This window comes from Ilumatobacter sp. (assembly GCF_041688325.1).
Classification (GTDB): Bacteria; Actinomycetota; Acidimicrobiia; order Acidimicrobiales; family Ilumatobacteraceae; genus Ilumatobacter_A.
Genome location: NZ_JBDNIJ010000065.1, coordinates 15,687 through 37,189, shown reverse-complemented (window position 1 = coordinate 37,189; position 21,503 = coordinate 15,687). Strand labels below are relative to the sequence as shown.

General features: G+C 63.4%; 21 protein-coding genes, 1 other RNA gene and 1 pseudogene. 14 read left to right on the top strand and 9 right to left on the bottom strand.

Annotation, left to right across the window (positions count from 1 at the left end):
- Nucleotides 1-89: 89 nt before the first annotated feature.
- Nucleotides 90-1,295, top strand: coding sequence for a DUF222 domain-containing protein (locus ACH2EI_RS04855; protein WP_395155523.1), 1,206 nt, complete (start codon nucleotides 90-92; stop codon nucleotides 1,293-1,295).
- Nucleotides 1,296-1,365: 70 nt separating this feature from the next.
- Nucleotides 1,366-2,553, top strand: a complete 1,188-nt coding sequence (locus ACH2EI_RS04850) for an MFS transporter (protein WP_395159304.1) — start codon at nucleotides 1,366-1,368, stop codon at nucleotides 2,551-2,553.
- 31 nt (nucleotides 2,554-2,584) lie between these two features.
- Here the strand turns inward: ACH2EI_RS04850 and ACH2EI_RS04845 are convergent, their stop codons facing one another.
- A complete protein-coding gene (locus ACH2EI_RS04845) occupies nucleotides 2,585-3,817 on the bottom strand; it encodes an NYN domain-containing protein (protein WP_395159302.1) in 1,233 nt (410 codons plus the stop codon).
- Between the two features lie 104 nt (nucleotides 3,818-3,921).
- Between ACH2EI_RS04845 and ACH2EI_RS04840 the strand changes: the two genes are divergently transcribed.
- Both ACH2EI_RS04840 and ACH2EI_RS04835 read left to right on the top strand, forming a co-directional pair.
- Nucleotides 3,922-5,631 carry a DEDD exonuclease domain-containing protein gene (locus tag ACH2EI_RS04840; RefSeq protein ID WP_395159300.1) on the top strand — a complete coding sequence of 570 codons (1,710 nt, stop codon included), beginning with the start codon at nucleotides 3,922-3,924 and terminating at the stop codon, nucleotides 5,629-5,631.
- A gap of 95 nt (nucleotides 5,632-5,726) precedes the next feature.
- Nucleotides 5,727-5,828, top strand: a pseudogene (locus ACH2EI_RS04835) (DUF664 domain-containing protein); the annotation flags it as partial.
- Nucleotide 5,829: 1 nt separating this feature from the next.
- On the opposite strand, the gene ACH2EI_RS04830 reads toward ACH2EI_RS04835, so the two are convergent.
- The 6 genes from ACH2EI_RS04830 to ACH2EI_RS04805 form a co-directional block, all read right to left on the bottom strand.
- Nucleotides 5,830-6,255 (bottom strand): type II toxin-antitoxin system VapC family toxin, encoded by a 426-nt coding sequence (locus ACH2EI_RS04830; protein WP_395155519.1) that lies wholly within the window; start codon nucleotides 6,253-6,255, stop codon nucleotides 5,830-5,832.
- Nucleotides 6,239-6,484 carry an AbrB/MazE/SpoVT family DNA-binding domain-containing protein gene (locus tag ACH2EI_RS04825; protein WP_395155518.1) on the bottom strand — a complete coding sequence of 82 codons (246 nt, stop codon included), beginning with the start codon at nucleotides 6,482-6,484 and terminating at the stop codon, nucleotides 6,239-6,241. The genes ACH2EI_RS04830 and ACH2EI_RS04825 overlap by 17 nt, the downstream gene beginning before the upstream one ends.
- A 16-nt stretch (nucleotides 6,485-6,500) precedes the next feature.
- Nucleotides 6,501-7,331 (bottom strand): homoserine kinase, encoded by an 831-nt coding sequence (locus tag ACH2EI_RS04820; protein ID WP_395159298.1) that lies wholly within the window; start codon nucleotides 7,329-7,331, stop codon nucleotides 6,501-6,503.
- Nucleotides 7,328-8,383, bottom strand: a complete 1,056-nt coding sequence (gene trpD / locus ACH2EI_RS04815; protein WP_395153573.1) for an anthranilate phosphoribosyltransferase — start codon at nucleotides 8,381-8,383, stop codon at nucleotides 7,328-7,330. Before trpD ends, ACH2EI_RS04820 begins: the two co-directional genes overlap by 4 nt.
- A 42-nt stretch (nucleotides 8,384-8,425) precedes the next feature.
- On the bottom strand, nucleotides 8,426-8,677 hold the full coding sequence (locus tag ACH2EI_RS04810) for a WhiB family transcriptional regulator (protein ID WP_395153572.1): 252 nt from the start codon (nucleotides 8,675-8,677) through the stop codon (nucleotides 8,426-8,428).
- Nucleotides 8,678-8,830: 153 nt separating this feature from the next.
- Nucleotides 8,831-10,195 carry a heterodisulfide reductase-related iron-sulfur binding cluster gene (locus ACH2EI_RS04805; protein WP_395159296.1) on the bottom strand — a complete coding sequence of 455 codons (1,365 nt, stop codon included), beginning with the start codon at nucleotides 10,193-10,195 and terminating at the stop codon, nucleotides 8,831-8,833.
- A 96-nt stretch (nucleotides 10,196-10,291) separates the two neighbouring features.
- On the opposite strand from ACH2EI_RS04805, the gene ACH2EI_RS04800 reads away from it, so the two are divergent.
- The 10 genes from ACH2EI_RS04800 to ACH2EI_RS04755 all read left to right on the top strand — a co-directional run bounded on the left by ACH2EI_RS04800 (nucleotide 10,292) and on the right by ACH2EI_RS04755 (nucleotide 20,418).
- The gene (locus ACH2EI_RS04800; RefSeq protein ID WP_395153570.1) at nucleotides 10,292-11,998 is read left to right on the top strand and encodes a glycerol-3-phosphate dehydrogenase/oxidase; all 1,707 of its coding nucleotides are present in this window, start codon (nucleotides 10,292-10,294) and stop codon (nucleotides 11,996-11,998) included.
- Nucleotides 11,964-13,466, top strand: a complete 1,503-nt coding sequence (locus tag ACH2EI_RS04795; RefSeq protein ID WP_395159294.1) for an FAD-binding oxidoreductase — start codon at nucleotides 11,964-11,966, stop codon at nucleotides 13,464-13,466. Before ACH2EI_RS04800 ends, ACH2EI_RS04795 begins: the two co-directional genes overlap by 35 nt.
- Nucleotides 13,463-13,903, top strand: coding sequence for a hypothetical protein (locus ACH2EI_RS04790; protein WP_395154418.1), 441 nt, complete (start codon nucleotides 13,463-13,465; stop codon nucleotides 13,901-13,903). The genes ACH2EI_RS04795 and ACH2EI_RS04790 overlap by 4 nt, the downstream gene beginning before the upstream one ends.
- Nucleotides 13,903-15,372 carry an FGGY family carbohydrate kinase gene (locus ACH2EI_RS04785; protein WP_395154417.1) on the top strand — a complete coding sequence of 490 codons (1,470 nt, stop codon included), beginning with the start codon at nucleotides 13,903-13,905 and terminating at the stop codon, nucleotides 15,370-15,372. The genes ACH2EI_RS04790 and ACH2EI_RS04785 overlap by 1 nt, the downstream gene beginning before the upstream one ends.
- Before the next feature lie 110 nt (nucleotides 15,373-15,482).
- On the top strand, nucleotides 15,483-16,079 hold the full coding sequence (locus ACH2EI_RS04780; protein ID WP_395159292.1) for a ferritin-like domain-containing protein: 597 nt from the start codon (nucleotides 15,483-15,485) through the stop codon (nucleotides 16,077-16,079).
- Entirely contained in the window at nucleotides 16,076-16,909 is an 834-nt protein-coding gene (locus ACH2EI_RS04775) for a hypothetical protein (RefSeq protein WP_395154415.1), read from the top strand. Before ACH2EI_RS04780 ends, ACH2EI_RS04775 begins: the two co-directional genes overlap by 4 nt.
- Before the next feature lie 25 nt (nucleotides 16,910-16,934).
- Nucleotides 16,935-17,316: RNase P RNA component class A (rnpB, locus tag ACH2EI_RS04770), an RNA gene on the top strand.
- Nucleotides 17,317-17,611: 295 nt separating this feature from the next.
- A complete protein-coding gene (locus ACH2EI_RS04765; protein WP_395159290.1) occupies nucleotides 17,612-18,181 on the top strand; it encodes a hypothetical protein in 570 nt (189 codons plus the stop codon).
- Nucleotides 18,182-18,185: 4 nt separating this feature from the next.
- Complete coding sequence (locus tag ACH2EI_RS04760) at nucleotides 18,186-19,235, top strand: peptidase (protein WP_395159288.1); 1,050 nt, start codon at nucleotides 18,186-18,188, stop codon at nucleotides 19,233-19,235.
- 28 nt (nucleotides 19,236-19,263) lie between these two features.
- Nucleotides 19,264-20,418 carry an ice-binding family protein gene (locus tag ACH2EI_RS04755; RefSeq protein ID WP_395159286.1) on the top strand — a complete coding sequence of 385 codons (1,155 nt, stop codon included), beginning with the start codon at nucleotides 19,264-19,266 and terminating at the stop codon, nucleotides 20,416-20,418.
- Here the strand turns inward: ACH2EI_RS04755 and ACH2EI_RS04750 are convergent.
- Nucleotides 20,411-20,998: a histidine phosphatase family protein gene (locus ACH2EI_RS04750; RefSeq protein WP_395159284.1), complete on the bottom strand. Its 588-nt coding sequence runs from the start codon at nucleotides 20,996-20,998 to the stop codon at nucleotides 20,411-20,413. The genes ACH2EI_RS04755 and ACH2EI_RS04750 overlap by 8 nt on opposite strands.
- Before the next feature lie 22 nt (nucleotides 20,999-21,020).
- Complete coding sequence (locus ACH2EI_RS04745) at nucleotides 21,021-21,503, bottom strand: hypothetical protein (RefSeq protein ID WP_395159282.1); 483 nt, start codon at nucleotides 21,501-21,503, stop codon at nucleotides 21,021-21,023.

The window sequence follows — 21,503 nt, the reverse complement described above, 5'->3', positions numbered from 1 at the left end:
TCGCGTGTTGAACGCAGTGGCATCGCTACATCACCCCAGCTCAGAGCACCCAGCAATCTCTGTGACACCCCATCTCTATGGTGGAACACATGGTCGTCATGGAGTTTCAGGCATGTGCAGAGGAGTTGGCTCGGGCGGTCAATCCAACGCCTGCGGTCACCTCCGCGACCCGGGCGGTGCGGCGGCTACGCGCCGAACAGTTGACCGAGATTCATGCGGTCGTCGAGTCGGGCGCCTACTTCGTCGACGGCTACCGATCACCGACCGCGTGGCTCGCCGACGTCACCCGCGAAGGCTTCGGGCAGTGCAAGGGCACCCTGCGACTCGCCGAGCGCATTGTCCACATGCCGCTGGTGCAAGCATCATTCGGCAGCGGCGCTCTCTCAGAAACTGCCTTGCGATTGCTGACCGACTCCTGGGCGGCGCACATCGCCGATGTCTTTGAGCGCGACGAAGCAATGCTCCTCCGTTGGGCCACCTCGCTGCCCGCTGCCGACCTGAAGATGCTGCTCGACACGTGGCGGATGCACGCCGACCCGGACGACGAAGCAGCAACCGCGGCTGACCAGTTCGATGCGCGGTCGCTGCACCTGTCGAAGATGCTCGACGGCGTCGGGCAGCTCGACGGCACGCTCGACCCGGAGGGCTACGCCCTGGTTCACGAAGCGATTCGAGCGCTCTCCCAACGTGCCCAAGACGAGACCCGTACAGCGGCACAGCGACGTGCCGACGCGCTCGTCCAGATGGCGAAGATGGCAATCGAATCGTTCGAACGGTTGCCCGGCCAGAAGCGTCGTAAGCCGAGCGTCATTGCCACGTCTGCCGGTGACGACCTCTGCGAATCGACTGGCGGCGGAAGCCTCGATACTGGGGGCGGTCGTTCAATTGTGCCGATCTCGACCGTGCGGCGAATGGCCTGCGACTGCGAGATGCATCGCTACATCGCTGACTCGGTCGGCCACATCATCGACTTCGGCCGCAAGCGCCGCATCGTGAGTGACGTCCAGTTCGACCTCCTCATGATCCGAGATCACGGCTGCCGTTGGCCCGGCTGTGGGGTACCTGCAGCCGGCTGTGATGCTCACCACGCCAGGCACTGGCTCGACGGCGGCGCAACGGAGCCTGACAATCTGATCCTCCTGTGTTGGTATCACCACCATCTACTCCACGATCAGCACTGGAGTATCGAGCCCCTTGGGGCCGGCTACTTCACTTTGCACATGCCCGATGGACGACGACGCGATTTGCGTCCGCCCTTGATCGGCGCCGCGCTGCCAGCCCCTTCACCACACTGATTGATCCCTGCGACAGCAGCGGCGTCCAGGCTGCTTCGTCCACCGGCCAGGTCGCGTAGCGTGGCGACCGATGCGCTGGCGCCGCCCTGTGGGCTTGGAGCAACTCGATGCAAATACAGCGGTCGAGTTGGCGCGTCTTGGCGGGTTCGAGGGGCTCTCGCGTTCGGTGATGGTTGGCGTGGTGCCGTTGGCCGCCCTCGAGGCCCTGGGATCCAAAGCTGCAGTGTCGTACGCCTTCATCGGCGGCCAGCTGATCACGCTCATGATCACGATCAACGTGGGTTGGCTCGAACGAAAGATGCCACGCCGCTGGGTCGTGACCTTGGCATCGAGTTTCCTCGTTGTCGCAGCAGCGCTGTTCCTCGTTGCGGATGGCCCGCTGTTCGTGTTGGCAGTCGGACTGAGATCAGCCGAGGCGTCCATGTTCGCGGTGTGTATGTCGCTGTACATCATGGACTACATCGGCAAGCGGGATCTGACCTCCACCGAATCCCGCCGCATGGTGTACATCGGTGCATCGTGGGTCATTGGTCCAACACTCGGCGTGTGGTTGTGGAGCAACACGCACACATCCGCACCGTTTCTTATTTCGATCATGATGACGCTGGTAACGGTCTGGTACTTCTGGCATCTTCGGTTGCATCGAAATCCTGTTCTCCTCACACCGACCACAGCAATCCCCAACGCTGCTCACAGCATGGTTCGGTTCTTCCGCCAGCGAAATCTGAGGATCGCTTACGCCATCACCACGAGCCGGGCAATTTTCTGGGCGGCACTTTTTGTCTACGGGCCGATTTATGTGGTCGAATCCGGTCTGCCGAAGTGGGCAGCAGGCGTCTTTCTCTCGGCAGCGAGCGGAATGCTGTTCATCAGCCCGATGGTCCGCATCACCGCTGAACGCGTCGGGACGCGTGCGGTCATCATTGGTGCTCTTGGGGTGATGTCGGCGAGCATGGCGGCGTTGGCGATCATCGGCGACGCCCGCCAAATCGGCATCGTCTTTTGGCTGACGGGCGCTTTGGGCGGCGCCGCAGTCGACATGCTCGGCAACATCCCATTCATGCGCCTCGTGAAACCACGTGAACGGGTTGCCATGACCGCGATCTTCACGACGTGGCGCGAGATGTCGTTCCTCATCGCACCGATTATCGGAGCGATTGCACTCGGACTGGGCACGTTCTGGCTCATGTACTTCGTGATCGCTGTACTCCTGGCGAGCGCCGCCATTGCCACGTCGTTCCTGCCTCGCCGACTGTAGGGAAGCACCTCAGACAAATTGCTCGCAAGCCTTAGAGAATGGCGAGGAGCGCGTTACTCGGCACCACGTTGGCGCCATCGGCTCGAACATCGCGAACGATCTCGGCATCGTTGGTCACCACAACGACAGCGCAGTTCGTCGGCAACCGCCTCACCTCATCGCGGATCACGTCGTCGGCAATAACACCCTCGGGCGAGTAGACAACTCGGATGAGCCGTCGACGATCGGCGTGGGCGCCGACGATCGAAGCACCGTCGAACACGACCGTCGCATCGGTCCCGAAACGTCGAGCCAGGTTCTCCATCGCGTCGAGGAGGGCGACGCGCTGGCGTTCGAGCGAGCGATTCGGCCAGCCCAACTTTGTAACGTTGTAGCCGTCGATCAACATCTGCGCATCGGACCGCGCCAGATACTCGGCAGCCTCAGCTGAACTCCCGATGACGCCGCCAGGGAGCGCGACGGGCGTGCGATGGATTGGCCGGTTGCCCCGGGCCTGTTTCGTGCTGGCCTCGACGGCCTGTGGAGTCGACAGCAGTGATTCGAGTTGCTCGGCGAGAGCACGAGCGGCAGATGCCGCTGCGGCGACGTCCGCCGAGTTGTCGAGCACAGGTGCTGGCGGGGCCGGTTGGCGGCGCGCTGCCGTGAGTTGGTCGGTGAGTTGGTCGGTGAGTGTCGCCCACTTTGCCTCGGCTGCGGCCTCCCGGTCGCGGGCATGGCGAACGTCCATCCGAACGTCGAGTAGTTCGGTTCGGATCTCGAAGACGATCTCTTCGGATTTGGCCAGCTCGGCCCGAAGGTCGTCGATCTCGATCGACTGCATCTGCGCGACCTCGTCTCGGTGCACCAACTCGGCTTGAGCACGGACCGTTGCCTGTTCGGCTGCGGCGCGGCGCTTCTCGGCCCGCTTCAGCTGTGTCTTGAGGTCAACGTCATCGACAGCGGCATCTGCTGCGGAGGCAAGAACGGAGGCCTGCTGCTCCCAGCCTTTGGCGTCGGCCAGCCAGAGTCGCCCGATGTCGTCGACGAGTTCGGGCAGCGCGCCGGCGGACAACCGCGTGCGGAATACAGGATCGCCCTCAATGCAGCGACGAAGCCGACCCAGAGCCGAATTCGTGAGCCGCGGCTTGTTAAAGAAGGGCCTGAGGTCCTTCGGGAACGGTACAGCCGGCTTGCGCTTTTGACCTTCGGCCGCCATCAAGACGGCGAATTCGAGCGCGCTGCGAAGGTGGCGGTGTTCGACCCCTGCGCCCTGCTCCTCGTCCATGATCTGACGCTACCGCACGCAGTCTGTTGGCGACCGTCGACTGGATGCTGGGGCCGTCGAACATTTGTTTGACTTTGTAGTCGTATTCGTGGTTCAGTTCTCTGATGTCAACTGGAGGCCTCGTCCCGTTCGTTCAGCGATCATTCGACGAACTCGGGCGCCCACTCAGCGACGTCACGTTCTGCACAGTCGACCTCGAAACCACGGGAGGTAACCGGCAGGAGGATCTCATTACCGAGATCGGTGCCGTCAAAGTTCGGGGTGGCGAGGTCCTTGGCACGTTCCAGACGCTGGTCAACCCCGGCCGCGCCATCCCGCCGAAGATCACTGTCTTGACCGGCCTGAGCGATGCGGTCGTCGCCACAGCACCTCGGATTGAGACCGTGCTCCCGGCCCTGCTTGAATTCATGGGCAACACCGATGCTGGCGGCACTGTGATCGTCGGGCACAACGTCGGGTTCGACGTCGCCTTCATCCGTGCTGCGCTCGAGCGCAGTGGTCGCCCCCGGTTGGAGGGAACGATCATCGACACCGTTGCGTTGGCCCGGCGCTTGGTCCGCGATGAGGTGCCGAACTGCAAGCTCGGCACACTTGCCTCCCGGCTCCGCCTCGCGCACCAGCCGAGCCATCGGGCGCTCGACGATGCCTGGGCAACCACCGACCTGCTGCATTTTCTGATCGAGCGAGCTTCGGGGATGGGCGTGCTCGGCCTCGACGACCTGATCGCGCTGTCGAAGCTCGCCGGTCATCCCCAGGCCGCCAAGTTGAAGATGACGGCCGACCTGCCACGGGGCCCGGGCGTCTATATGTTCTGCGGCCACCAGGGTGAGGTGCTCTACGTCGGCAAGGCGACCAACCTGCGCCAGCGAGTGCGGAGCTATTTTGGCAGCGACGATCGGCGCAAGATCGGTCCGATGCTGCGCGAGACCCAGACAGTGCGACACCTGCCTCTTGCCGATCCGATCACCGCCGAAGTCATCGAACAGCGGCTCATCGCCAGGCTCCTCCCCCGCTTCAATCGGGCTGGCACCAGGGCCGACAAATACTGCTTCGTCAAGCTCGATATCGACACGCCATGGCCACGGCTGTCAATCGTCAAGGAGCCCGCCAAGCACGGGCTTCATCTCGGGCCGCTGCCATCTCGGAAGATGGCGAACCTGGTCGTCGAGGCAATTCAGAGTGCGATCCCGTTGCGGCGCTGCACCGCACGGCTCGGTCGGAACTACGTCGCGCCCGACGATGCACCAGTGTGCAGCGCTGCCCAACTCGGTGTGGCGCATTGTCCGTGTTCCGGCACCGCCGATCCGGGCGAGTACACCCGCTCAGTCGAAATCGCACGACGAACTATGACTGGAGATCCGGCGATCGTCGTCGACCGTCTCCATGACAAGATGGCGGCATTGGCGTCGCAGCAGCGATTTGAAGAGGCCGCCGTGATTCGCGATCGATTGCAGACACTGCTCGGAGCGATCAAACGACATCGTCTCGTCGAAACGTTGCGGTCCGCCGACCGAGTCACGGTCACCATTGGTGACTCGACGTGGGTGGTCGACCAGGGCCGACTCGTCGATGTAATGCAGCGCGGCACCGTCGGCCGTGCGCTTCCCGTCGAGCCGCCTGCCCCAACAGCACTGGGCACTCCACTCCCCCGGGGAGCGATCGACGAAGCACTCGTCCTCGCGAAATTCTTCGAGAAACGAGCCGACGATCTCCTCGTCACGTGCACCGGCGATTGGGACTTTCCCGTTGCAGCGATCGACAAGGTGCAGCCGATTCATCAGACTCACGCCGAGCGGCAACGCCACGCGTCGTAATGCCCGCCACAAGCACATGGCACTCGCCGAGCACTCGTGGTTCGAGCATCGGTTTGCCGGCATGGACGAGCGCGAGCCGTGGAAGCCTGCGAGCGCAGAACCTGCGTTGGATCATGATCCACATGATCGAGGAGTACGCCCGCCACCTCGGCCACGCCGACCTGATCCGCGAGGCAATCGACGGCACCACCGGCTGAGTCAGACCCCGACCAGTGTGTACTTGACGCCGATGAGATCGTAGGTGCGGCGGGCACGTTGGTCGCGTGTCAACAGAGTGCAGTCGTTCACCCGAGCGGCCTCCGCGACCAGCGCGTCGTAAACGGCGCCGCCTGCGATCCCCACGGTCCCGAATCGCTCGATCAGCCCGACGGCTTGATCCGCCGGGATGATGTGGATGATCGGGAAGACTCGATCGATCAGCGCTGCGGCTGTGGGAGCATCGACCCCAAGCTGTCCGGGCATCCGGGTGAGCACCGAGTAGGTCTCGAACGCCGCGTGGCCTGCCAAGCCCGGAAGGAGCCGTTGGACAGCGGACCTGCAGTCGGCGTGCGCTGCATGCAGCGAATCCAGTGCTGCGACAGCGACGCTGGTATCGACGGCGAAGCGCTCAGCGCTGGTCGGCATCGCGCCATCGCTGTATGTCGGCATCGGTGATCGGGTTTCCATCGCCACGCTCGATGACCGGCCAACCGTCGACTTCGACAACACGTCGACCCGCTCTGCGCACCGGCGTCAAACGAATGACGTCGCCCTCGGTATCGATCTCGAGTTCAGAGTCGGCGCCGAGCGCCAGCCGATCGCGGACGTCCTTCGGGATGACCACGCGTCCCGCACGATCCACTGATACCAACATGGGTACCATCGTACCACTAACCGAGTCGGCAGCCCTGCGTGTCGATGGCGAGAATCTTGGCGTGGCCGCCATCTGGCATGGATCCCGCGATCGCCTCGGCGATCGCGCTGTCGCACATGAAACCGATGGTCGGCCCGCTTCCCGACAGCCACGCGGCCCACGCACCTGCCGACAGACCGGCATCCATTGCCTCCGCGGCACCCGGCACCTCAGAGATTCGCCCGGCCTGATGGATCCGGTCAGCTGCCGCGCCAACCAGCATGACCGGGTCGTCGGTGGCAATCGCTGCCACAAACTGCACCGAGCGACCGATGTTGTGAACGGCTGCCGCGAGATCGACGGTGGCGCCGAGCGCTTGACGCGACGTATCGGTCGATGTGGTCACATTGGGCACCCAAGCGACGAAGGACGCTGCAGCAAAGATCGGGCCAACCGGGATGCGAATCGCACGCCCCTCGACAAAGGCCGTCACTCCGCCAAAAAGCGAAGCTGCGACGTTGTCACCATGCCCCTCAAGGCCAGCCGCCAGGTCAAGAATCTCGTCGGAGCGCGCTGCGATCGAATGTTCTTGTTGCACCACCGCGAGTGCGGCAGCCCCAACCCGAGCAGCACCACTGAAGCCAAGGCCTCGGGCCATCGGAATGTTGCATCGGATCCACATTGGGCCGGTGCCACCGAGTGCCTCGAAAGCAATCCGACCGGGGTGATGCTGGTCAAGTTGCTGCGCGCCAGCCGGTGCGTCGCCCAGACCGCAATCCGCGAACAGGTTGAGGGCCATGCCCAGCACGTCGAAACCTGCACCGAGGTTGGCCGACGACGCAGGTGTACGAACGAAACCGGTCGTCACGACTCGCCCGCCGCCGACTGAGAGACTTCGGCCATCTTGGCGAGAGTTGCCGCTGCCCGACCATCGTCGATCGCTGCGCCGGCGAGTTCAAGTCCAGCCGCCACGGTGTCGGCACGCCCAGCAACAACCAACGCAGCGGCAGCATTGAGGACCACGATGTCGCGGTGCGGCCCGAGGTCTCCTGCGAGGACCCGCCGAACGACCTCGGCGTTGTTGTCCGGCGAGCCGCCCCGGATGTCGTCAGCGGTTGCTGGTGCGAGACCGAGATCGGCCGGATCGATCGTGAACTCAGAAACGTCGCCATCACGGAGCGCCAACACAGTCGAGGGTCCGGTGGTGGTCAACTCGTCGAGCCCACCCCCGTGCACCACCCAGGCAACATCAAGGCCCTGCCGCTCGAGCGCCTCGACCATCGGCCGAGCGAACGTCGGGTTTGCCACACCGATCAACTGCCGCTTGACCCGACCGGGGTTCGCCATTGGGCCGAGCAGGTTGAACGCTGTTGAAACACCCATCTCGCGGCGCGGCGGGCCGGCAAATCGGAAGGCCGGATGGAAGGCCGGCGCAAAACAGAAACCGATCCCCGCTTCGCGGACGCAACGGGCGACGCCCTCGGGCGACAATTCGAGGTGGACGCCGAGCAGTTCAAACACGTCAGCGGTTCCGGCCTGTGACGATGCCGAGCGATTGCCGTGCTTACACACCGGCGCTCCTGCTGCTGCCGTGACGATTGCCGCCATGGTCGAGACGTTGATCGAGTGCGAGCCGTCACCGCCGGTTCCAACGACATCGACGCAGTCAGCCCGTTCGGTGTCGGTCAACGGAACGATCGACGCTGCATCCATCGCAGCCCCGAGCATCCCGGCGAGCTCTTCAGCAGTTTCGCCTTTCGCCCGCAAGGCCACAACGAAGCCAGCGATCTGGGCAGGCGTGGCATCACCCGCGAGGATCGTCGACATCGCAGCGCCGGTTTGATGGGCGGTGAGATGGTTGCCCGCAATCAACTCATTCAAGAGCGCGGGCCAGCCACCGAGAGCTTCGAGAGTCACCATGATGAGATCGTAGGGCGCCGACCTCTCAGGTCGGCACGACGTTCAACTGACCTTGCGTCGTTGACGGATGATCCGACGACGGTCCCGTTCAGACGCTCCGCCCCAGACGCCAGCCTTCTCGCGGATCGTCAGGGCATGTTCAAGGCAGTCCGGCTGGACGGAGCAGCTCGAGCAGATCGACTTGGCATGAACCGAGCTGGCCTCATCTTCGGGATAGAACACCCTCGAGTCGAGCCCCCGGCAAGCACCAAGGTGCCACCATTTCGGTTCCGTGTTCGTGTGTTGCAACGACATATCTCTTCAGACCCCCCGTCCAAGGTCGCCACCAACGCTGGTGCCGACATACATCTTCGGGTCTGAACTTAGGTGACCAAGAGCACGTTGCGCAAGACGATCTGTCAACTTCAGGACACCATTTTGCCAACCGCACGCACAGTGCGTTTACGCTCACCTTTTGTGGTCGCGTCGTGCGTGCTCAGAGATGCCGTAGGCCCGTGCAACAATCTGCATCGGGTGAAGTGCCTCGATGTCGAGGTGCTCGCTGACCGCTGCGTTCGCGAAATCACCGTCGGCCGCAACGGCGTCAGGACTGGTCGTGGCAATGCGTCTCGCCAGTCGCTCCGCGAGTTCGTCGGCGACGGCGTCGTTGTCAGCGCGGAGGCCCCAGGGAGTTTCGATTCCCGACGTACCCCGAATCTGCTCTACTCGGGCGCCGGCGAGCCGCAGCAGATCGCGGCTATCGAACTCGGCATGACGGTCGGTCAGGTGGCCCGATCCAACCGATGTAACCCGATCGAACGTCTCGCCCCTGAAGTCGGTGTCGAGTGCGGTGTCGTCGGCTCGATGCAAACGCATCAGATATTCCGAAGCGTCGTAGGTGCGGGCGGCCACCAGTTCGGCATCGAGACGCATCTTCGCCGGAACGTGATCGACATACGCCGAACGAAGGATCGCTCCGCAACCCGGCTGCGGAACGACAATGTCAGTGCCGGAACGAGCCTCGCTCGCGAGCGCCTTGACGTTGCGCTTGGCAATTTTGGCGAACCGATCGAGGTCGCCCGCATGCAGCGACGGGGCACCACAGCAACCCGCCGATGACGTCGAGCATTCGATTCCATTGCGCTCGTAGACCTTCACCAGATCGGCGCCGATCGCCGTGTTGCGGTATTCGACCAGGCAGGTCGGAAACACTGTGACGGCTCCTTGCGGGTTGCCGATCAGGACCCGCGGGCGGTTGTCGAACCACGTCGTGAAACGCTCGGCCCGATACAGCCGAAGTCGACGATTGGCAGACACACCCGTGATCCGGGCAACAAGGCGGCGGACGAACGAGCCGGGTGCAGCACTGACCACACGGTTGGCAAGCCCGCTCGCTGCCGATCCGGTCCACCCAATCAGGTCAGCGTGCCCGAACGATCTGGCGACCACCTTGCTTCGCCACGACGTGATGCCTGTGGCGTGTTGCATTGCCTTCGCGCGCAGCACGAGTCGTGGAACATCGACCTGCAGTTCATGCAATGCAGGGGTGTACGGGCAAGATGCCGAGCAGAGGTTGCACTGGACACAACTATCAACAACAAGATCTTGATCGAGCGGTGTGAGCCTGCCGGCGTCGTGGTCGTCACGACGTTCGATCAACTCGAAGAGCGACGGGAAGGTCGTGCAATACGACTCGCATCGTCGGCACTCGTGGCAGACCTGGAACACACGAGTGAGTTCGTTGCGGACCGTTGACTCGTCGACGTACGCATCGTGACGTGGATCAAAACCAACGGATGGTCCAGCAGATGGTGTGGAAGATGGCGTCGTCATGATGGCTCTTGGAGAACACGATATCTGACGCCATGACGACAACTTCTGTTCCGCTCTGATCGCGTAACGGGCCACGCACGGACCTACGGTGGGGGGATGACGGGTCGCCAGTTCTCACGGTCGCACATGCTCGCTGAGCTGCGCAACAGTGCGTCCGGAGAGGCCGATCCATTTGATGTCGTCGTGATCGGCGGCGGCATCACCGGTGTCGGTGTCGCCCTTGATGCAGCGGCTCGAGGCTTACGGACCGCGCTCATCGAGCGTGACGACTTTGCGTCCGGCACCTCCTCGAAAAGTTCGAAGATGGTTCACGGTGGTCTGCGCTACCTCCAGAACGGCGACGTCCGGCTCGTGTACGAGGCACTGCGCGAGCGGCGGCGGCTCATGAAGAACGCGCCCCACCTCGTGGACGTGCTGCCGTTCATGATCCCGATCATGACCAAAGACAGCGTGGTCTCGAAGAAGATCGCCCGGGCACTCGGGTCGGCGATGTGGATGTACGACATCACCGGCGGCTGGCGCATCGGTAAGTTCCACAAGCGGGTCAACGCCGAGCAGGCAGCCAAGCACTTCCCCACCACCCATCTCGAGAAGCTCAGCTCGGGCTACCTCTACTACGACGCCGGCGCTGATGACGCCCGACTCACCCTGACCATTGCCCGCACGGCAGCGGCGCGTGGCGCAGTCGTCATCAACCGAGCCGGCCTCGTCGATGTTCTGACCAACGCCGAGGGTCGCGCTGATCGGGTGGTCGTCGAGGCCGACGGTGAGCGGATCACCGTGCCCACCAAATCCGTCGTGAACGCGGCCGGCGTGTGGGCCGACGAAGTGCGCTCGCTCGACGAGGGCACGCACCCCGATTCGATCCGCCCGGCCAAGGGCGTACACCTGACGATTCCGTGGGAGAAAGTGCGCAACGACATTGCTGTGATCATCCCCGTCAAGCGCGACAAGCGCAGCCTGTTCATCGTGCCGTGGGGCCCGATCGGCGACGGCACGTTCCGCCACTGCTACGTGGGCACCACCGACACCGATCACGATGGCGGACTCAACGAACACCAGACCACCGCTGTCGATGTCGACTACTGTCTCGAAGCGTTGAACCAGGCCCTCGACACCGATGTCGTGGGAACGATCACGCTCGCCGACGTGACCGGCGTGTGGTCAGGCCTTCGTCCGCTGGTGAAAGGCCCATCGGAAGATCAACCCACCAGCAAAACCGCCGACCTCTCGCGGCAGCATCAGGTGGCAGTCAGCGACTCCGGGGTCGTGCGTGTCAGCGGCGGCAAGCTCACGACCTATCGAGCAATGGCCGAAGACACCGTTGAACAGGTCATGCGAGGCATCGGACGATCGACGCGAGTGCCACGTTCGAAGTCGACACGCCACTTGAAGCTGCTCGGCGCAGCCCAACGCCGAACATCCGATGGGTCGACTTCGTCGCATCTCGGCAACCGTTACGGCACGCTTGCCGCCGAGGTCCGCGCACTGATCGCGTTCGACGCCACGCTCGGCGAGCCAATCGCGCCTGGCCATCCGTATGTGCGAGCAGAGATCATCTATGCAATCCACCATGAGATGGCAACCACCCTCGACGACGTGCTCGCCCGACGTACCCGACTCCACATCTTCGATCGACCTGCCGCACTTGCTGCCGCTCCTGGCGTTGCCGAGCTGATGGCTACCGAATTGCACTGGGATGCAATCGAGGTCGACCGACAACTCACCAACTACCAGCAGCTCTGCGCTGCAGAGGACACCGCCGCCCGTGATCAATCCCTCCTCCCCCACACCTCCCATTGAGCTCGTCGCTGACGGCGACGTCATCACCAGCCGCTCGACGGCTACGCCCATCGAGGTGCCCGAGGAATTGCTCGCCGTCCTCAATGAGATCTGTGAAGTTGTCGAGGACGATGGCCAAGTCGCCGAGGCCAGCCGCGACTGGTGGCCACTTGCCCTGCACTGGTCGCTCCGCGGCGAAGTACCGCAGCTCGCTGACCTGATCGCCCGCCCTGCATCAACTGCCGATGTGGTTGCCGTACTCCAAGCGTGCAATATCGGCCGCGTGCCAGTGACACCATCGGGTGGCCGCAGCGGCGTGTGCGGTGCAGCTGCGCCGGTGTTCGGCGGAGTGGTACTCGACATGACCGCGCTGCACGGCATCGAGTCGGTTGACACCGTCTCCGGCATCGTCGAAGTACGGCCCGGCACGTTCGGCCCCGACCTCGAACGCATCCTGAACGAGGAGCACGGCCTGTCGGTCGGGCACTTCCCCCAGAGCTTCGACTTGGCGACGGTCGGCGGCTGGGTCGCTTCACGCGGCGCCGGGCAGTACTCGACGCGCTACGGCAAAATCGAAGAAATGGTGGTCGGACTCGAAGCTGTTCTGCCCGATGGCACCGTGATCCGCACTGGTGGCGCTCCAGCTGCAGCGGCCGGGCCCGACCTGACCGAACTACTCGTTGGTTCCGAAGGCACCCTTGGCGTGATCACCAACGTCTGGTTGAAGGCGCACCCACTCGCTGCAACCGAGCGGCGCGCCACCTACATATTTGACACGTTCGAAGCCGGCGTCGAGGCATGCCGCCTCACCATGCGCTCGGGGGCAACGCCGGCAGTGCTGCGCCTCTACGACGGCCCTGAGTCGGCTCGCGGTCGCGGTGGCGACGGCACGACCTGCACGCTGCTCGTCCTCGACGAGGGGAACGAACATCTCGTCGATGCAACAATGCGCGTCGTCGACGACGCGTGCCAGAGCGCTGGCGGTCGCTCGGGCAATGTCGAGTTGGTCGAGGCGTGGATGCAACACCGCAACGACACCAGCGCATTGCAGGGCCTGACCCGCAAGGGGTTCGTGGTCGACACGATGGAGATCGCAGCGCCGTGGTCTGCGCTGATCGGCATCTTTAACGGGGTCCGCGAGGCAATGCTCAATGTGGCGCACGCACGCGCCTCCACCTGCCACCTCTCGCATAGCTACGCCGACGGCGCCTGCCTCTACTTCACCTTCGCTGCCACACCGCCTGCCGACGAGATCGAGTCGACGTATGTGTCGATGTGGGATGTTGGCACTCGGGCCGTACTTGCCAACGGCGGCAACCTCTCGCACCACCACGGCGTCGGCCTCAACCGCCAGCGCTTCATGGCTGAGGCACTTGGCGATGCGCACGGCGTGTTGCAGCGGGTCAAGGACTCGTTTGACCCGCACGGGATCATGAACCCTGGCAAGTTGGGATTCACGTCCAGTTTCGGTGAGGTTCGGTGGCCGTGAGCGATCCGCTCGACAAAATTTCCGCCGTGTTGCCAGGCCGATGGGACTTCGATGCGCTGCGTGCCGGTGCTGGCGTCACGGTGGTGTTCGCCGTTCCGTTCTTCGTGTTCGCCGCCTTGCTCGATTCAGACAACAACGGCACGAACAGATTGCTGTTCTTCGGGTTTGTACTTGGCTTCACGCTCGGCGCCGGTTGCGCCGCCTGGGTGCAGCGGGCCGGGGCCCCATTCAGCCACGGAATCGTCACGGCGTCGGGAACGTTTCTTGTCGTGCAGGCAATCCTGATCCTCGTTGCACTCGTGAGGGGGAGCACGATCAATTGGCTGAGCATCTTCTTCACGCTCACCTTCGTGGCGTTTGCTGGCTTGATGGGCGGCATTCTCGGCAATCGACTCCAGCGGCGCGGCTTCGTCCCATCACAGCGAAGGCGCCGCTAATGGCACAGTTTCTGGTGATCGACGTCGGCACGAGCGGGCTCCGAGCCGCGGTGGTCGACGACACGCTGTCAATCGTGGCGTTCGAATACCGAGCGTGCCCGCCGAGTAGCCCGTCACCGGGCCTCGTCGAGTTCGATGCCGCCGACATCGCTCGACTGTCACTCGATGCTGCGCATGCCGTTCTGGCCCGGGTCGATGACCCTGTCGACGCAGTCGGCATCACCAATCAGCGGGCCAGTGTCGTGGTCTGGGATCGCGCCACGGGCAAGCCAGTCGGCCAAGGTCTTGGCTGGCAGGACCTGCGCACCGTGATGGAGTGCATCATGGCCAAGGCCGAACACGGTTGGGCAATGGCACCCAACCAGAGCGCAACGAAACTCCAGTGGATCCTGGCCAACACACCTGACCTCGAGGGCCGCGACCTCTGCGCTGGCACCCTGGACAGTTGGTTGGCTTGGACGCTGACAGAGGGCGCTGTCCACGTCGCTGATCACACCAACTTCTCGGCGACTACCACCGGCCTTCGCTCGATCGACGGCACCGGATGGCGACACGACATCCTCGATGCCTTCTCGATCCCCGAAGCAATCCTGCCCGACGTCGTTGACTCGGCAGGTGTGATCGGACATGCCACAGCGCTCCCCGGCAGCCCACCGATCGCCGCGCTGGTCGGCGATCAGCAGGCCTCACTCATCGGCCAGGGCTGTGTCCGGCCCGGCCAGGCGAAGATCACGTTCGGTACGGGCGGGATGCTTGATGTGTGCACCGACGGCGGCACCCCCGATGCAGCCAACCGTCATGCCCACGGCACCTATCCCCTGCCGGTCTGGTCGCTCAGAGGCACCCTTACCTGGGGTGTCGAGGGCATCATGCTGTCGGCTGGCACGAACGTCGAGTGGCTCCGTGACGACATGGGTCTCATCGATACCGCTGAGGCAAGCCACGACGTCGCATCTCAGTGTGCCAACTCGGGTGGAGTCATGTATGTGCCGGCATTACTCGGGCTCGGCACACCCAGTTGGGACTACGGCGCCCGCGGCACCCTGCTCGGCCTGACTCGGGGAACCGAACGCAGCCATGTGGTACGCGCCGTGCTCGAAGGCATCGCACACCGAGGCGCAGACCTGGTCGACGCAGCAGTGGCCGACACCGACGTCGATCTGGCCGCGTTGCGCATCGACGGCGGCATGAGCCGCAACCCCACATTCGTCCAGGCCCTTGCCAATGTGACGGGTCTGCCGGTCGAGGTCGCGCCGGTGGTCGAGGCCACGACGCTGGGCGCGGCGTTCCTCGCCGGCGTCGGTATTGGCGTCTGGAGCGAGGTTGGCGACATCGATGCCCTGTGGACTCCGGCACACACGGCGACCCCCGACGCCGGCGTCGATCGTGATGCACTCCGTCTGAGCTGGGCTAATGCCCTGACCCGGGCCGCTGGATGGATTCCTGATCTGTCGGCACTCGACTTCTGATCAATCACCCCTCGCGGCCCACATTGGCCCTACAATCAGCGAGCGAATTGGAACAACAACGCCCGAACCACCAGGCTGTTCTCTGTATGAACTCGAAAGGACCATCCCTCGTGGATCTCGACACCACTGAGCGCGCATCGTCGCGGCGCTCCCTGCTCAGCCTTGGCGGCATCGTCGCGGCTGGCACCGCCGTAGCCCTCGCCAGCAGCACATCTGCCGCTGCCGCTCCGGACAAGCCCACCGATGCCGACCGTGTCGCACTGAACGCTGCGTTGCGTCTCGAACTCGCAGTTCGCGATCTGTACCAGCAGGCCGCCGGCGAACTCGACGGCGACGTCGCTCAGTTGGCCAGCGTTGTTGCTAAAAATCATGAGTCGTACGCCCAGGCCATCTCCGGCGCCATCGGCACTTCGGCGAACCAGCGCAACGAAGACGTCTTCAATGCGCAGCGCAGCCTCTTCGCTGTCAGCGATGCCCAGGCCTTCGGTGCAGCCGCTCGGACACTTGAGAACATCGCTGTGGCCACCCACACCGAATCGCTCGCCAACTACGAGAGCATCGACGCCATCGAGCTGACCGCCTCGATCATCACCACCGAATCCCGCCAGGCTGTTGTCTTCACCAGCCTCGCCGGTTTCGCTTCCAACCTCGACGAGATGCTGAGCAACTCTGTTGCGCCCCTCGAACTCTCTGGCGGTGCAGCATGACCGACTCAACTCCCCTCACCACAGCGAACCTCGACGCCCGCGTCGGTCGCCGCCAAGCTTTACGGATCGGCGGCCTGTCGGTTTCGCTTGCGGCGCTGGTCGCAGCCTGCGGCACCGATCGCGGTGGCGACACCGCCCCGGGCCGAGTCGGCAACGCTGACCCGATCCTGCCGCCACCTGACTACGCCGTCAACGATGTCGTTCTGCTCCGTACCGCGTCGTCGCTCGAACTCACTGCTGTTGCCGTGTACGAGACCGCCAAGGGCCTGGGTGTCCTGGAAGGATCGACCGCCGAGCTCGTCGAGCGCCTCCAAGCCAATCACCAAGCCACTGCCGACAAGATGGCCGAACTGACCGAAGCTGCCGGCGGCACTGCGTGGACCGATACGAACCCGTGGATCATGGAACGGGCAGTCGCTCCGATTGTCGACACGATCACCATGAGCGACGACGTTCTTCGTGACGTCATCAACCTCGCCATCACGCTTGAGAACCTTGCCGCGTCAACGCACCAGTCGCTCACGGGCATCCTGACCGAGCCGAAACAACGGCTCGCCACCGCCAACGCCTCCACCGAAGAGTCCCGCCACAGCGCTGCGTTGGTCCTCAATGTATTCGGAACAGGAAATCGGTTCAGCCCGGCGCTCGTCAACGAAGACGTCGAGCGCACACCACAGAACACGCTGGCGATGTACGCCATCAACTCCGCGTTCGGTTCACTTGCTCAGCAGGAACTGATTGTCGGTGAAGCTGACGAGAACGGTGCACGGACGACGTTCATCCTCGCTACCCCTGCGGCCAACTCTTTCATCTACGAAGAACTCAGCTGACGCCGTAGGCTCCCCCACGCAATGGTGAGGTGGCCGGGTAGCCGCGGCGGTGGGCCTTCGGGTGATGCCGTCGAGGAAAGTCGGGACTCCACAGGGCAGGGTGCTGGCGAAAGCCAGGTTGGGGCGACCTGACGGACGTGCAACAGAGAGAGACCGCCGATGGATGAGCCACCTTTCGAGGATGGCTGATCACAGGTAAGGCTGAAACGGTGCGGTAAGAGCGCACCAGCAGTCACGGCGACGTGGCTGGCTTGGTAAACCCCACCCGGAGCAAGACCGAGCAGAGGACATGAACGGCCCGTTCGCACCGTTTCGACGGCGCATCCTCGGGTAGGTCGCAAAGATGGATGGCTGCCAGATCGACTTCGGTCGATCTACAGAATCCCGCTTATAGGCCGCCTCACCATTGCGCCCATACCATGAGCTGGGGCGTTGGCGCTAGTTGCTCGCGCAACAAATCTCTTTGCGCCAAAGGCACGTGGACGGACAGTCCCGAAGGTCGAACAGAAGTTGTGGCAAATTTTCGTGTCGAATCGGCGGTCTTGAACATTTTGATCCAATCTTGATCTCAATCAGATCGTGGCCTGAAAATACAGGCGTAGAGCAACTGGCGCTAAACGACTCACGCCACGGAACCGCATCACCAAGAAGTAACACCTTGTGCAGACTCGGAGTCACCATCAAACCAAGAAAGAATCCAGCATGCCGAATACCCCCAACACCATTGAGCCGTCTCGCGTCTCGGGTCGCCGCCTCCTCCTTCGCCTCTGTGCGCTTGTCGCAATAACGTCGACCACGTTGGGACTGGTCAGCGCCGCGCCCGCTACTGCCGGCGACACAACCGCAACCGTGACCATCACAGGTGGTGCGCTCACCATCACCGTGCCAGTCAACGCTGGCAACCTTGGATCCGCGGTAAACACAGTCAGCGGTTCGACCATCGGAGGCCAGCTCGGCCAGGTGCAAGTCAGCGACTTACGCAGCGGTACCACCGGCTGGGTTGCCTCCGCCATCTCCACACCGTTCACGCTCTCTGGTTCAACCATCGCGGCCAGCAACATCGGATATGTAGCTGGGTCTATTACCCCAGTCGGCACCGCCACATACACGGCCAACAACCCGACCAACCTCGCTGTTGTCTCGCCCGTCGTGACAGCGACTGCCATCACCGGCAACAACTCCGCAACATGGAATCCAACGATCAACGTCTTTATCCCAGGCGGAACGACCGCAGGGACCTACACAGCAACCATCACTCACTCGTTGGCGTGACCCCATGACGACACCGCTGCGAGCCGCCCTCGCCGCCATGATCACCATCGTGGTCGCAACTTCCGGGTTCACGGCGCCCGCGTCCGCTGCGCCAGCGCCAATACCGAACACTGAAGCGGGCAGCATCGGTCTTCGTCTCCTCGACCAACCCGCCGATACGACAGACAACCCACGAGCCCAGATCTACATCATCGATCACCTTGCACCGGGCACAGAGATCCAACGCCGCATCGAAGTCTCGACCACCAACACTGCTGCGCAGGTCCACCTCTACGCAGCAGCCGCGACCATCACCAACGGCTCGTTCCTGGGAGAACCTGGCGAGAGACCCAATGATCTATCGACCTGGACATCGGTAACACCCGGCGACATCAACATGGCATCCAATCAAATCGCGACTGCGACCGTGACAATCACCGTCCCGAGCGACGCAGCCCCAGGTGAGCACTACGGCGTCGTCTGGGCCGAGGCCCGCACCCCCGCCACCGACGACGGAGTCATACAGGTGAACCGGGTCGGCATCCGCCTGTATCTCTCGATCGGACCCGGCGGCCCACCCGCAGCGGCCTTCGAGATCACATCGCTCGCGGCGGGAAGGGACCTCGCCGGCGTACGAACCGTCGTTGCCAACGTCACCAACGCCGGCGGCCGGGCACTCGACATCTCTGGAGAACTCGACCTCCGCAGCACCTCAGGTGATCTGCAAGCAGGGCCATACCCTGCTGACCTCGGCTCGACACTCGCGATTGGAGCCACCGAGCCAGTGACAATCACGATCAACTCCGAATTGCCCGCCGGCCCATGGGACGCTGAGATCACACTGCGAAGTGGACTCGTCGAACGATCCGCGACCGCTGAACTCACATTCCCCGCTTCTGGGATTTCGCCCTCTGTGCCTGCCGAACCAATCGACGCCGGCAGGAGCGGTCTGCCACTACTTACCGGACTGTTTGCAGCCATTGCTCTGTTGGCTCTCGTCGGCGTATTCGTTCTCGCGATGATCATCGTTCGACGTCGACCGACAGAGCACACGGAGCAAGCGTTCCCCGCGTAGGCGGCACGCGGCAATCAAGGACATCTGCATGCAAACGTTCAGAACTTTTTGCCGCTCCAAAACCGCCACGTTTGCAACTGTGCTCGCTGTCGGCGCCGGCCTGTTGTTCGCGATCGATCGACCCGCCGAAGCAGGAATTGTGCCAGCGGTGGCGATGGGAACCGCCGACAGCTACTCGGTGCTCGGCGCCTCAACGGTGACCAACACGGGCTCCAGCGTTCTCGGCCAAAGCGTCGGCCTCTCGCCGGGAACAGCGATAACCGGCTTCCCACCAGGTGTGGTGTTGGCTCCGGGAACGATCGAAGCTGCCAACGCAACGACACTGCAAGCCCAGTCGGACCTGACGACCGCGTACGTCGACGCCGCGAGCCGCTCAGTTGAGGTAACGCTGGGCAATTCTGATCTCGTGGGCCAGACACTTGTTCCTGGCGTCTACGCAGCGACTGCGAAGGCACCGCTCAGCCTGTCAGGACAACTTATCCTCGACGGCCAAGGCAACCCCAACGCCGTGTTCATCTTCCAGACCGACTCGACTCTGACCACGAGTGTCGCCAGCTCCATCGCCCTCACCGGAGGAGCCTTGGCGTGCAACGTCTTCTGGCAAGTCGGTAGCTCGGCCACCCTCGGCGTCAGCTCGACGTTCGTCGGAAACATCTTGGCACTGGTCTCGATCACGGTCGGGACCAGCGCCTCCGTGCACGGCCGAACCCTCGCTCGCAACGGCGCGGTCACGCTCGACAACAACGTGTTTAACAAACCTGGCTGCACCAGCCCTGGGGCACTCTCCATCACCGTGCCGTCTGATGCAGGAAGTCTCGGATCCGCGGCAAACACAGCCGGCGGATCGACCATCAGCGGCCAACTCGGTGAGGTGCAGGTCACCGATACGCGCAGCGCTACCACTGGTTGGGTTGCCTCCGCCGTCTCCACAGCGTTCACGTCCACTGGTTCGACCATCGCGGCCAGCAACGTCGGATACTCCGCTGGCACGATCACCAAAGTCGGCACCGCCACATACACGGCCAATGATCCCCCCGACCTCACTGTCGTCTCGCCTGTCGTGACAGCGACTGCCATCACCGGTCACAACTCCGCAACATGGAATCCGACCATCAGCGTCTTTGTCCCAGGTGGAACGACCACCGGGGTCTACTCAGCAATCATCACCCATTCAGTCACGTAGACGGACCCGTTGGAGCAGTCTCGTTGAAGGTGTGCAGGATCGGGCTGCCGTCACGGAAGTTGATGCGGCACACCGACGCATGGTCGAGGTGGCAGGTCCACGAGATGCCGATGTCGACACCGAGCGCCCACGCCACTGCCGACTTCATCGGTGACACGTGGCTGACCACGACAATGTTCGACATCGAAGCCCGCTCGACCAAATCGTTACATGCGGCACGGACGCGCTCGTCGAGTGTGGCAAGCGACTCGCCTCCCTGCGGCACGTAGGCGAAGTCCTTGCGCCAGTTGTTCCAGACCTCGGACGGGACGTCGGCGTGCTTCACACCTTCGTACTTGCCGTACGACAACTCGATGAATCGCTCGTCTGTTTCCACCGGCAATCCGAACGCCTCTGCGGTCTGCTGCGCACGCTGCAAGGGGCTCGCTATGACGGCGTCGACCTGCCCGGCGCCAAGCACCATCGCTGCCACCGCGACGGCCTGCTGTACGCCGACCTCGTCGAGATCCTGATCAAGGCGCCCTTGCAGTTGGCCGGCCTTGTTCGCCGCCGTGCGGCCATGTCGGACGAGAATCAGCACGTCAGGAGTTTGGCACAGCCCGTCAGTGTCCAGGCACTGCGGACAGTAGTCCGTTCTCCATAAATCGCCGCCGACTCTCGGGAGTGCCCAGCTTGTTGTTGCGCCAGATCCAAGTGCACAGGCCGAGACCGACCAGTTCGAGGAGCACGCTTGTCAGACCACGGTCAGTAACCGGCCACGGATCGTCACCAAAGCTCAGCCCAGTGAACGGCCACCAGAACACATCGGTGTTGTTCCACGCCCCGTCGAAGACGAGATGCAAGAACATGCCGATCGGTAAACCGAGGAGCATCTTGCGGATCGGCTTGCGACCCGACGTGGCCAGCATCAACACCGCCAGCAGGACAACGCTCACCGTGATGCTGTGCAGTGCACGGGCCCCACCGAACAGGCCGTCGAGGAGTGGCAGGAGCGACCCGACGACAAGCAGCCGGTAGTCGAAACGTGGATCGCGAAAGACGTAGCCGACCGCCAACACGGCGGTGCCGATGAACCAGAAAAACAT